This is a genomic window from Brucella lupini, from assembly GCF_002252535.1.
Classification (GTDB): Bacteria; Pseudomonadota; Alphaproteobacteria; order Rhizobiales; family Rhizobiaceae; genus Brucella; species Brucella anthropi.
The window spans coordinates 198,493-210,323 of sequence record NZ_NNRN01000055.1 but is presented as its reverse complement, the minus strand read 5'-3'; the positions used below and the strand labels follow the sequence as shown (position 1 = coordinate 210,323).

The window sequence follows — 11,831 nt, the reverse complement described above, 5'->3', positions numbered from 1 at the left end:
CTCGAGTTTCCTGTTCTGCATATGATGGAGGAGTCGGGGGAGTGGCCCATGCCGGTTAATCTTGAGAACGCCGCGCAGGCGATCACGGATTGCCAAGCAGATCGTCTTTGTCTTTCCGCTTTGGCTCGGAACCATACCCGCTTCGTTGAAAGCCTTTCTGAAACTGGTGATGCGTTTAGGCGTTGCATTCGCCTGTCCGGAGGCGGGTAAGGGTAGATTCGCCAATACCCGCTCAAGGGCCACTGGTGCCGCGTGTGGTTACGAAGGGAATGCCGGCCTTCTTCGGATCGACCTACGAACTGACTGAAACATATTCCCCAGCAGCTATGGACACCGAACCCGCGATAAGGCAGCAATGCCGGCGACAAGAATGCAGCTGGCAGAAGCGACCGAAGCCGCAAGGCCGACTATGAAGCCAACCGTCGAGAGGATGCCGTTATTTGCTCTCAGAAGCGCTGCATTCAATCAGCCGGTTCTTTCAACAAGACGGCTTTCGCGATGCTGTGTGAAGCGGGCTATTGTAGAATTCCTTTCACGCAAGGGCTGTGGAAGAGAACGGAGGCGCATCGATAGCTCTCGTCGGCCTCAGGGCACGAGCACAGCCGCTCCGCTCAGACTGCCCAAGCGGAGATCGGTTAGGGCATCGTTGGCGCCCTCGAGCGGATAGATGATGGTATGGGTCCTAACCCGAGCGGCGTGGGCTATTGGAAAGAACTCCTCCGCATCCCTGCGCGTCAGGTTGGCGACCGAGAGGAGTTCACGTTCCTCCCACAGGATCGCATAGGGCATGGACGGAATGTCGCTCATGTGGATACCGCCGCAGACGACACGCCCCCCCTTGCGAACGACGCGCAATGCGGCTGGCACGAGCTCGCCAACAGGCGCAAAGATGATAGCGGCATCGAGCTCAACCGGCGGCACTTCATCTGATCCTGCTGACCAAACCGCGCCAAGGCTCGACGCAAATCGTTGCGCTTTCATATCGCCTGGGCGGGTAAAGGCATAGACTTCACGCCCTTGCCAAACACAAATCTGAGCGATGATGTGCGCGGCCGCGCCGAAGCCGTAAAGGCCGATGCGCTTGCAGTCCCCCACCTTCCTGAGCGAGCGCCAGCCGATCAGCCCCGCGCACAGTAGGGGCGCCAAGGCCACTGGATCGGCTTCTGGGTCGAGATCGAAGGCGAAGCTTGCATCGGCCACCGTATGAGTCGCAAAGCCGCCATCGCGCGTATAGCCGGTAAAGAGCGGCGCATCGCAGAGGTTCTCGGCGCCAGACCGGCAATAGGGACAGGCTCCGCAGGTGTGGCCAAGCCAAGGCACGCCGACGCGACGACCGAGCCTGGAAGTATCGCCACCCTGCCCGACGGCCTCGACGATGCCGACGATCTCATGTCCCGGCACGAGCGGCAATTTGGGGTGATCAAGTTCGCCGTCAACAACGTGAAGGTCCGTGCGACAGACGGCACAGGCTTCGATCTTCAGCATGATCTGCCCCCACCCCGCCACCTGGTTGGGCCGTTCCTCCATGACCAGGGGCATTCCTGGCATCTTGAGCACCATCGCTTTCATTGAAGCCTCCACGCAAAACATGCCTGAAAGAGCGTGAGGCGGAGAGCTTACCCGCCGCCTCACAGGTTTTCGTGCACGAGCGGGAACCCCACGCATCAACCGACAGTGATGCGGTCCTCGACCGTGTTTACGCCCGCTGCAGACCACGCCGCCCGTTCTGCCGCGCTGCGCTCGGACCAGGCGTGCACCCGGCCTTCCAGCCTGACCTTGCCGCCATCCAGGACGTTGACGCTGATCGACTGCGCCTCGATTTCCGCGTTGCGCCTCAGCGCATCCTCGATCCGCTTTTTCACGTCATAAGCAGAGGCGCGCTGCTTGATATCAATCCGGTTTGTGACACCGACGACGCCCGAAAGATCCCTCACCGCGTTGGAGGCGGCGGTCTTCTGATACTGCCACTCGACCATGCCGGTGAGCGTCAGCCATCCTTTCTGGACCTTTACCTGCACTGCGTTATCCGGCACGGACGTGTTCCAGTTGATCGTGTTTATAGCACGTTTGGCGATCTCGTCGTCAGCCGTGTGATTGGCGCCGAGAGGCCGGACTTCAATCTCCTCAGCTATGCCCTTCACACCCTTCACCCGGCGCACGACATCCTCGATCGTAGCCTTCTGGGCATAAGTCGGTACATGCCCAGTTAGTGTGACGACCCCATTCTCCACTGCCACGCCAATGTCGGCGGCGTCGATACTGGGCTCGAAATCGAGTTCATCGATAATGTCTTGTCTCAATGTACCGTCGTTCATTGTCATTTACCTCACTGTTCTGGGCGAACTCCAATTGACCGCCTTACCGGAGGAATCTGCACCAGCATTTCTCGATCGGCCTTGATCCCGGTCAAAGCTCCAGTGGAAATGGGTTGAATCCTGGCCGTCATTGGCGGCCAAGAGGTTCATGGAACATTCATTGACAGGCTATAGCGGTAGGCGTAGGTCCTGAATCGTTCGTTTGCGAGGGCAAATTGGATGGAATGCCTGAACCTGCACCGGGAACAGCGACAAGGATGATATGTTGTTCGAACATATCGGGGGCCCCTATGACCTTGCTCCGTTTGGACCCGATCAAAATCATATCCTCCGCCATCGGCGGATGCTGCTTTGGGACCGATCCAACTTCACTCTCGATGTTAACGAATTCGATTCGGCTTACGTGGCTGCAACTTAGCCTACGACACCCAGCGAGATCGTCATACGCACCAGTTCGGGGAGGCTGCGAGCCTGCATTTTTGGACATAATGTTCGCGCAATAAATCTCGACTGTACGAGGACTGATTGCGAGATCGTAGCCAATGGTCCTGTTTGGCAAGCCGGCCACGCAGCCGCCAAGATTTGGCGCTCGCGTTCCGTTAGCTGAGCGAGACGTGATTTCAGAGCCGCGACCGCCATTCCGGTCAGGAAAGTCGCTTGGGCTGGTTCGCCGACGCTGGCTTGTCGGTTGCGTGACTATTGAGAAGGCTGATGACCTCCTCTTCCGATATTTGGGGAAAGTCGTGGTAGTGATACCCTAGAGCGAAGAAGCGAGCCGGTTTGCTGAGACAGATAACCGTGTGCGCCTCACCTGCCAGTTCCGCCAGTGTGTCCGCCGGAGCCACGGGAAGCGCAACGATGATCTCACGAGGCGAGCGCCGCTTGATCGCGCGGATGGCCACCTTCATAGTGGCTCCAGTTGCCGCGCCGTCATCGACAAGGATCACGATCTTGTCTGTCATTGGTACTGGCTCACGCCCGCCGAGATAGGTGATCCTGCGGCGCTCCAGCTCGGGGCGTTCGCGATCGACGAGCATCCGCAATTCGGAATCGTCGAGGTTGTAAGCTTCCACTATCTCTCGATTGAGGACGACATCGGGTGGATTGCCGTCGACGATCGCAGCGACCGCCAGTTCGGGGTTTCCCGGCGCGCCCACCTTTCGGACAATGATAAGGTCGAGCGGCGCTTTCAGCGCATTGGCGATCTCGACCGCAACAGGAACGCCTCCGCGCGGCAGCGCCAGTACAACTGGATCGACAAGCTTAAGCTTGGCAAGCTCACCGGCCAGTTTTCGCCCTGCTTCGTTGCGGTCCCGGAACATGATTTCAATCTGCTGGCCACAATTCGCGCAGAGACTTTTTCATGGAGTTCCGGACTTGGACGATCTCCCCATGCGAAATATGCCGGTCCAGCAGCCGAAAAACGGCCGCAACCGCACGGTCTGGATCGTTCAGGAGATCGTCGGAAAAGGCTTCCTGCACACGCTCCATGAAATCAGCTTTCTTGCGCTCCCACACGGGCGTTTCGAGCGGCTTCCAGCCCTCGAAATAGACACCGCGGACAAGGACGGGGAGCTGGGACGAAAGATCAACCATCTCTTCCTGTGGAAGCCAGTCGCGCAACGTCTGCAGAACGCATCGCAACAAACGATAGGCTCGGCGTTCATCCCAATTCAGTTGATCGGCAAGCTCCTTAACCCATTGCTGTGCCTGCTGTGCAGCCTGCGTGAAATTAACGATTGATGTAGCGCCCATTTGGCATCTCCTCTTTTTGCGAACATGGACCATGGCAGCGGCGCGTCGGCGGATCGCATCGCTGCCATGGAAACGAAATCACTCTCCCTTAACCGCGATATTCTTTTCCGCCCTCTTCGCCTCGACGGTCTTGGGCAACTTCACCATGAGAAGGCCCTTGGCGAAATATGCGTCGATCTTGTCATTATCGACACCGTCGGGAAGCAGGAAACTGCGCTGGAATGAACCGTATCGGCGCTCGGACAGATGGTAGTCTTTCTGCTTATCCTCCTTTCTCTCGCTCTTTTCGCCCTTGGTCGTCAGCGTGTGGTTGGACAACTTGATCTCGACGTTCTTTTCGTCGAGGCCAGGAAGTTCCGCCGTGATCTCATAAGCATCATCCTTTTCAACGAGGTCTATCGCAGGAGCTATCTGCCATTCGGCGCGGGAGATGCGCGGCACCTCGAAACCCAGAACCTTTGACGGCAGGCGCCAGTCGAACGGCCGAAAATCGTCAAAAAGCCGATCGATCTCGCGGCGCAGGTTTTCGAAGGGCATCCGCTCTCCGGTCGTTGCGGGGGCAGCGGATTTGGTAATAGGTAGTTTGGTGGCAGCTTCGGCCATAGCTGATCTCCTTGGAGTTGAACAAATGTTCGCAGGAACCGCTGCCTACGCCCCTTCAACCTTAGGGTCTCTCCGGAGGCACTAGAGCAAGAGGACAGTGGAACCGCCTGTCGGATATCTTCGCCGATCCGGGTCCATCACTTGGCCGGTCGCGCCTGAAAACGCTTCGTTCGCCTGGCTTCACCCGATCCAGTTCAATCCAACAAAGGCCTCAGCAAACCCCGTTTGGCGCCCTCTTTCCTTGACGCGGATCAAAAACTGGTAAAAAGACGAGCCGCATCCGCACTTTGGCTCCAAGATGCTCGTCCTCGGAACCGGCACACGCTAGCTCGCCAAGTCGCTTGCATCATAATTATCCCGCCCAGGCCACTTAAGGGCGGCATTGTGCTGACAGCGGATTGCAAGCCTCTGATTTATGGCAAGTGAGGCTTTGAAAACACTTCTTTTAAATGCAAGGGACAAGAGTTGACGAAAGCTGAAGATCCATACCACCGACGATCGGTCAGGCGGCACTCAGAGAAACGTGGTTCGCTCAATCAAGCCGAAAGCCGTAAGCACCCGAAATGAAGAACCTTTCCGTGATCAACGGATTTTTGAGGAAGGGGCTCTGTTTGTCCCTGCCCTAGATCGGGAGGCCTGCAACGTAGGAGGCAGCTTTAAAACTGTCCGCCATATGGTGGATAAATGCTTTCCTGCTGTTTGACCGGGGTCAATGCCCTCCCCTGCGACAATGCTAAACTTTAAAAAAGCGCGGACGATATAAAAAATATCAGTGCGATCAGTTTGCAGGATGTCAGATGCATGCGGTGCTGGCAGCCCCTAACGTTGGAGAGAGGTTCTTGGGTATTTCAAACCAAACTGATGCAATCGCCTTGTTGACCGATATCGGCAAGCCTGGAGTTTCCGAGTCCGTCGAGATCATCGACACGCATATTTCCCGGATCATTCTTGCTGGCGACTGCGCCTTCAAGATCAAGCGCGCTGTCAAGTTACCCTATGTCGACTTCTCGACGCCAAAATTGCGGCTCGCGGCGTGCCTGAAGGAAGTCGAATTCAACTCCATCACGGCGCCGGGGCTCTATGTCGGTGTCAGGCGCATTGTGCGCAATATGCAAGGTCGGCTTACGCTGGATGGAGACGGAGAACTGGTCGAAGCAGTGATCGAGATGAAACGCTTCGACCAGTCTCTTCTGCTTGATCGCATGGCCGCGGTCGGAAAGTTGACGCCCGAACTGATGACTCAGACTGCGCGCATGATCGCCCGTTTTCACTCCCAAGCCCCGGCTGTGCATAGCGGCAGCGGCTCCGAAAATCTCGCGAGCGTACTCGACATCAACAAGGCTGGCTTTGCCACCAGCCATTGCTTCCGCGAAGAGGAAGTTACTATTCTAGACGGCGTGTTCCGAGAGACGCTTTCGCAGCACGCCGATGTTATGAACCAACGTGAGGTGGGCGGCAAGGTGCGACGCTGCCACGGCGACCTGCACCTGCGCAACATCTGCTTGCTCGACGGCCAGCCCTGCCTGTTCGATTGCATAGAATTCAACGACCAGATCGCGACGGTGGACGTGCTCTACGATCTGGCCTTTCTGCTTATGGACCTGCGTCACCGTGGTTTCCCGGAACTCGCAAATCTGGTGATGAACCGGTATCTAGATGAGACGGACAACGAGGACGGTTTCGCCCTCCTGCCTTTCCTTATGGCCATAAGGGCCGCAGTGCGCGCCCATGTCACCGGCACGCAAATCGAGGAAAGCGGCGATCTGTCGGGTTGCCTGCGCGCCGAAGCCCGTGCCTATTTCGACCTTGCCATGGAATTGCTCGAGAAGCGCCCTCCCCGCCTCATCGCCATTGGCGGGCTGAGCGGTTCGGGCAAGACCACGATCGCCGAGGCGCTCGCCGCCCATATCGGAGCGCCGCCGGGAGCCCGCATCGTGGAGAGTGACCGCATCCGCAAGGCACTGCACGGAGTACCGCCGGAAACGCGCCTGCCGGAGGAGGCGTATCGGCCGGAAGTCTCCGACCGAGTATATGGTGAGATGGTATGGCGTGCAGAACTCATCCTCGCCGGGGGTGGAACCGTCCTCGCGGATGCCGTCTTCGATAGACCGGCGGATCGCACTCGTATCGAAAAAGTTGCGATGGAACAGCATGTGCCATTCATCGGCATCTGGCTGGATGTCTCTCCCGACGTGCTGTGGCGCCGCGTCGACCAACGGCGCGGTGGCCCGTCTGACGCAACGGTCGACATCCTCTCTCGACAGCTGAAAAGGAACGCAGGTGAGATTACCTGGCGCCGCTTCGATGCCGACCGAAGCCCCGCCGATATCCTATCCGGCATCCTGGCCGCGCCGATCAACTGACATTAATCGGCATCGGGTCGAGTTTACGGCACAACAACCACTGTGCAGGGAGCCAGGCTCACCAGCTTCTGCGAAACGCCGCCAAGCAAAAGGCCCGCTAGTCTGCCACGTCCCCTCCGCCCCACAACGATGGCATCAACATTATCGCGAAAGGCCATTTCGAGGATCACCTCCGCCGGATCGCCCCAGACCGTCCGCACTTCAACAGCGGTGACTCCTGTTTTTGTCGCGATATCCCTTGCCTGACAAATCACCTGTGTGGCAAATCCCTCGACGGCATTGGTCAACGTCGCTAAGGGGCGCGCCATTCCATAATCAACAGCCCTATTTCAGAAAGCGCCCAAATGCCGCTAAGCATCCAAATTTCGAATTGACAGCACCAATATATCCATTATTCTGGATACATGGAAAATGAAGACGCAATTACGGCGCTGGCCGCCCTCGCCCAATCGACAAGGCTCGATACCTTCCGGCTGTTGGTGAAGCACGAACCAGCGGGAATCCCCGCCGGTGAACTGGCGCGTATTCTGGATGTACCGCAGAACACGATGTCTGCACATCTGGCAACATTGTCTCGTGCTGGGCTTGTGAACGGCGAACGTCAGAGCCGCTCGATCATCTATCGCGCTGATCTCGACCGATTTAGAGAACTGACCCTTTTCATGATCAAGGACTGCTGTGGCGGCAGTGCCGAGCTCTGCGCACCTCTTATAAAAAGCCTGACACCCTGTTGCGAACCGAAGACGGTCGCCCAGTAACACAAGGCCGCTGAATTCGGCCTTCCATAAACGGACTGATAAAATGACGGATCGGATCTACAACGTGCTCTTCTTGTGCACGGGCAATTCCGCACGCTCAATTTTGGGCGAGGCAATTCTGAACAAGGATGGCGAAGGACGTTTTCACGCCTATTCGGCTGGTAGTCAGCCAAAAGGCGACGTTCATCCTCTCGCAATCAAGGAACTGGATGCTCTTGGCTATTCCACGGAGAACCTGAGTTCAAAAAGCTGGGATGTGTTTTCAGGTACCGAAGCCCCTCAGATGGATTTCATTTTCACGGTCTGTGACAGCGCTGCCGGAGAGGCCTGCCCTGTCTGGATTGGCCATCCTATGACAGCCCACTGGGGCATTGAGGACCCCGCCGCTGTTGAAGGAAATGAAGCAGAAAGACAGCGCGCCTTTGCACAAGCCGCCCGTTTTCTGAAGAACCGGGTATCAGTGTTCCTGAACCTTCCCCACGCCACGATAGACCGAATGGCGCTTCAAAATCATCTGAAAGAAATCGGCACCATGGAAGGTAGCACACAGACAAACGTGGAGAATAACTGATGTCCACATTCGAACGTTATCTGACTGTCTGGGTGGCTCTGTGCATTGTCGCAGGCGTAGCTCTCGGCCATTTCTTTCCGACAGTATTTCATGCAATCGGATCTGCTGAAGTCGCCAGGGTCAATATTCCAGTCGCCATTCTCATCTGGCTCATGATCATCCCCATGTTGCTGAAGATCGATTTCAGCGCATTGAGACAGGTCACTGAGCACTGGCGTGGCATCGGCGTCACGCTCTTTATCAACTGGGCCGTCAAACCATTCTCTATGGCGCTTCTCGGCTGGCTATTTATCGGCTGGTTGTTTCGCCCTTATCTGCCTGAAGACCAGATCGATTCCTACATCGCCGGGCTGATTATTCTGGCGGCCGCACCTTGCACAGCAATGGTGTTCGTCTGGTCCAACCTGACCAAGGGCGAACCGCATTTCACTCTGTCGCAGGTCGCACTGAACGATGCGATCATGGTTGTGGCATTTGCCCCTATCGTCGGGCTACTGCTCGGACTGTCGGCAATTACTGTCCCGTGGGACACGCTCGTTCTGTCGGTTGTCCTCTATATCGTCATTCCGGTGATTATCGCGCAAATCCTGCGCAGAAGCATTCTCGCCAGCGGTGGAGAACGAGCTTTCGATGCAATACTGAAGACACTACAGCCGCTGTCCCTGATTGCGCTTTTGGCGACACTTGTTCTGCTATTCGGGTTTCAAGGAGAGCAGATCATCGCACAGCCCATGATCATTGCGATGCTAGCCGTCCCGATCCTCATCCAGGTCTATTTCAACTCTGGCCTCGCCTATCTGTTGAACCGAATTTCAGGAGAGCAACATTGCGTCGCCGGTCCCTCAGCTTTGATTGGCGCATCCAACTTCTTCGAGCTGGCAGTAGCAGCCGCAATCAGCCTTTTCGGCTTCTCATCTGGTGCGGCGCTCGCAACAGTGGTTGGCGTTCTTGTGGAAGTGCCGGTCATGCTCTCGGTCGTCTGGATCGTGAACCGCTCCAAGGGCTGGTACGAACGCGGTGCCAATCAAAAGCCAGTCACCGAAACAGGAAAACTCTGATGTCAGTTACGATCTATCACAATCCGAACTGTGGCACCTCTCGCAACACATTGGCCTTGATCCGTGCCAGCGGCGAAGAGCCTGTCGTCATTGAGTATGTACAAAATCCGCCATCGCGAGAACGACTTGTCGAATTGCTTCGAGCAATGCAGATGACGCCTCGCCAAATCCTTCGCGAGAAAGGCACGCCATATGCCGAACTGGGATTGTCCGATCCCAAATGGACCGATGATGAACTGGTCGACTTCATGATGGCGCATCCTATCCTGACCAATCGTCCAATCGTGGAAACGTCACTTGGCACCAGACTGTGCCGTCCGTCAGAACTGGTTCTCGATATTCTGGAAAACCCGGTGTCGTCATTCACCAAAGAGGACGGAGAAGTCATAAACTATGAAAGAAAGTCGCGCTGACATGGACCTGCCGAACCTCGATCAGAATTCCTTCGCATTGCCCGACCTGGATGCATTACGCGCCGACTTTTCAAAGCATAAGCCTCGCATCCTTTTGCTCTATGGCTCACTTCGTGATCGTTCCTATAGTCGGTTTCTGACGCTGGAAGCGCAGCGCCTTCTCGATGCGATGGGTGCTGAAACGCGTGTCTTTCATGCCAATGGTCTTCCTTTGCCAGACGATGGTTCAGCAGAGCATCCGAAGGTGCAAGAATTGCGTGAGGCAATGCTTTGGTCAGAAGGGCAAGTCTGGACCAGTCCCGAACGTCATGGAGCCATGAGCGCTGTCATGAAATCGCAGATCGACTGGATTCCATTGCCGGGTGGTGCAATTCGTCCGACGCAGGGCCGAACTCTCGCATTGATGCAGGTATCCGGCGGATCGCAGAGCTTCAACGCTGTCAATCAGATGCGCATTCTGGGACGCTGGATGCGAATGATCACCATTCCAAACCAGTCATCCGTCGCAAAGGCGTGGCAGGAATTCGACGACGCTGGACGGATGAAACCTTCATCCTTCTATGATCGCGTGGTGGACGTAATGGAAGAACTAATGAAGTTTACACTTCTTACGCGTGGCATCTCGGATTATCTCACAGACCGTTATAGCGAGCGCAAGGAAGAAGCTGCCAAACTCGAAAAGCGTGTTTCGTTGAAATCAATATGAGCGCTGAACGGCTTCCCATTGCGGCCATCGCCGGTCTCGGACTGACCCAGAATATCGGTTACGGCACTTTATATTATTCCTTCAGCATTCTCGCGCCGTCCATGGCGGGGGACTTCTCCGTTTCCAACGAATGGATTTTCGGAGCGCTGTCGGTTGCCCTGCTGGCAGGAGGCTTTCTGGCTCCCTGGTTAGGCAAATGGATTGATCGTTATGGCGCAGGTCGCATGATGACGATAGGCTCGATACTGGCCGCCGTCTCTCTCATACTGTGTTCGCTTTCTCCAAATGCTTTGGTGTTTGCAGGTGCGCTAACGATCATCGAAATCGCCGCAAACCTCGTCCAATATGGAGCAGCCTTTGCATTATTAGTGCAATTAGCGCCAAATTTTGCCCAGCGTAGCATCACCTATCTGACACTGATTGCAGGCTTTGCCTCGACAATTTTCTGGCCCATTACAACAACCCTTCAACATTGGCTGACCTGGCAACAGACCTATTTGCTGTTCGCTTGCCTCCATTTGTTTCTCTGCGTGCCGGTACACCTTATGCTCGCGCGTTCGATTGCAAAGAGTGGTCAGAAGCGATCAACAAATGGAACAGTCGCAACTGCCTCTTCAGGTGATCTGCCTGCCCATCAACGGCGCAAAGGTTTCGTGCTTATTCTCGTGGCATTCTCGACGCAGGCTCTCGTTGCAGCGGCCATTCTGGTCCATATGGTGCCGATGTTGGGCGCGCTCGGTCTTACAGGTTCTGCAGCTTTTATTGGAGCGATATTCGGACCTTCTCAGGTAGCCAGCCGCCTGATCAACATGCTCGGTGGCAAAAACCTCGCTCCGATCAGTCTGGCAGTAATCTCTGCCTCCTTGATGGGTTTAGCCCTCATTGTTCTGCTATTCGGTGCTCCATCCATTATTGCGACGATGATGTTTGCCTGTCTTTTTGGCTTCGGGAACGGTCTCTTCAGTATTGTCTCCGGAACGTTACCCTTGTCGCTATTCGGCAGTGATGGCTACGGTGCCATGCAGGGCAAAATCATATCAGCCAGATTAATCGTGTCCGCCACTGCACCGTTAGCGATGGCTTCCAGTATAACGAACTTTGGTGCGAGCTGGAGCCTCACTATTCTGGCTCTTACTGCCGCTTTAGGCGTCGCGATTCTCACAGGATTGAAGTTGCTTCGTTGATGTCAGCTTACAGGCAAACGTAGTTGGAACGAAACCACGGCAGTAAAGCGCATTTCGCCCAACCCGGAAGAATCAAGCTGATCGATACAATAAAAATCGAGGCCC

Annotated in this window: 14 protein-coding genes and 1 pseudogene; 8 read left to right on the top strand and 7 right to left on the bottom strand. The window is 55.9% G+C overall.

The genetic code is table 11. From position 1 onward, the window contains the following. The first annotated feature begins 61 nt into the window (after nucleotides 1-61). Nucleotides 62-307 (top strand): NAD(P)H-dependent oxidoreductase, encoded by a 246-nt coding sequence (locus CES86_RS20715; protein ID WP_255411959.1) that lies wholly within the window; start codon nucleotides 62-64, stop codon nucleotides 305-307. Between the two features lie 278 nt (nucleotides 308-585). Here CES86_RS20715 and CES86_RS20710 read toward each other — a convergent pair whose 3' ends face one another. The 6 genes and pseudogenes from CES86_RS20710 to CES86_RS20685 form a co-directional block, all read right to left on the bottom strand. Beyond that, on the bottom strand, nucleotides 586-1,569 hold the full coding sequence (locus CES86_RS20710; RefSeq protein ID WP_094515242.1) for a zinc-dependent alcohol dehydrogenase family protein: 984 nt from the start codon (nucleotides 1,567-1,569) through the stop codon (nucleotides 586-588). A 95-nt stretch (nucleotides 1,570-1,664) separates the two neighbouring features. Further along, nucleotides 1,665-2,315, bottom strand: a complete 651-nt coding sequence (locus tag CES86_RS20705) for a BON domain-containing protein (RefSeq protein WP_094515241.1) — start codon at nucleotides 2,313-2,315, stop codon at nucleotides 1,665-1,667. 414 nt (nucleotides 2,316-2,729) lie between these two features. Beyond that, a pseudogene (locus CES86_RS27605) lies at nucleotides 2,730-2,939 on the bottom strand (LuxR C-terminal-related transcriptional regulator); the annotation flags it as partial. A 20-nt stretch (nucleotides 2,940-2,959) separates the two neighbouring features. After that, entirely contained in the window at nucleotides 2,960-3,637 is a 678-nt protein-coding gene (locus tag CES86_RS20695; protein WP_094515240.1) for a phosphoribosyltransferase, read from the bottom strand. A 4-nt stretch (nucleotides 3,638-3,641) separates the two neighbouring features. Next, entirely contained in the window at nucleotides 3,642-4,070 is a 429-nt protein-coding gene (locus tag CES86_RS20690) for a DUF2267 domain-containing protein (protein ID WP_094515239.1), read from the bottom strand. 78 nt (nucleotides 4,071-4,148) lie between these two features. Next, nucleotides 4,149-4,673, bottom strand: a complete 525-nt coding sequence (locus CES86_RS20685) for an Hsp20/alpha crystallin family protein (protein WP_094515238.1) — start codon at nucleotides 4,671-4,673, stop codon at nucleotides 4,149-4,151. A gap of 845 nt (nucleotides 4,674-5,518) precedes the next feature. Between CES86_RS20685 and CES86_RS20680 the strand changes: the two genes are divergently transcribed. Further along, nucleotides 5,519-7,036 (top strand): bifunctional aminoglycoside phosphotransferase/ATP-binding protein, encoded by a 1,518-nt coding sequence (locus CES86_RS20680; RefSeq protein ID WP_235819973.1) that lies wholly within the window; start codon nucleotides 5,519-5,521, stop codon nucleotides 7,034-7,036. Between the two features lie 23 nt (nucleotides 7,037-7,059). Here CES86_RS20680 and CES86_RS20675 read toward each other — a convergent pair whose 3' ends face one another. Beyond that, a complete protein-coding gene (locus tag CES86_RS20675) occupies nucleotides 7,060-7,344 on the bottom strand; it encodes a universal stress protein (RefSeq protein ID WP_094515236.1) in 285 nt (94 codons plus the stop codon). Between the two features lie 96 nt (nucleotides 7,345-7,440). On the opposite strand from CES86_RS20675, the gene CES86_RS20670 reads away from it, so the two are divergent. From CES86_RS20670 to arsK, 6 genes are read left to right on the top strand one after another with little or no spacing between them, the layout of a single operon-like run. Beyond that, nucleotides 7,441-7,794, top strand: a complete 354-nt coding sequence (locus CES86_RS20670) for an ArsR/SmtB family transcription factor (RefSeq protein WP_094515235.1) — start codon at nucleotides 7,441-7,443, stop codon at nucleotides 7,792-7,794. A gap of 43 nt (nucleotides 7,795-7,837) precedes the next feature. Next, nucleotides 7,838-8,365, top strand: a complete 528-nt coding sequence (locus CES86_RS20665; protein ID WP_094515234.1) for an arsenate reductase ArsC — start codon at nucleotides 7,838-7,840, stop codon at nucleotides 8,363-8,365. Further along, complete coding sequence (arsB, locus tag CES86_RS20660; RefSeq protein ID WP_010660310.1) at nucleotides 8,365-9,423, top strand: ACR3 family arsenite efflux transporter; 1,059 nt, start codon at nucleotides 8,365-8,367, stop codon at nucleotides 9,421-9,423. Before CES86_RS20665 ends, arsB begins: the two co-directional genes overlap by 1 nt. Continuing rightward, nucleotides 9,423-9,836 carry an arsenate reductase (glutaredoxin) gene (arsC, locus tag CES86_RS20655; protein WP_094515233.1) on the top strand — a complete coding sequence of 138 codons (414 nt, stop codon included), beginning with the start codon at nucleotides 9,423-9,425 and terminating at the stop codon, nucleotides 9,834-9,836. The genes arsB and arsC overlap by 1 nt, the downstream gene beginning before the upstream one ends. Continuing rightward, the gene (gene arsH / locus CES86_RS20650; protein WP_094515232.1) at nucleotides 9,817-10,542 is read left to right on the top strand and encodes an arsenical resistance protein ArsH; all 726 of its coding nucleotides are present in this window, start codon (nucleotides 9,817-9,819) and stop codon (nucleotides 10,540-10,542) included. Before arsC ends, arsH begins: the two co-directional genes overlap by 20 nt. Next, complete coding sequence (gene arsK / locus CES86_RS20645) at nucleotides 10,539-11,726, top strand: arsenite efflux MFS transporter ArsK (RefSeq protein ID WP_010660313.1); 1,188 nt, start codon at nucleotides 10,539-10,541, stop codon at nucleotides 11,724-11,726. Before arsH ends, arsK begins: the two co-directional genes overlap by 4 nt. Nucleotides 11,727-11,831: the final 105 nt, after the last annotated feature.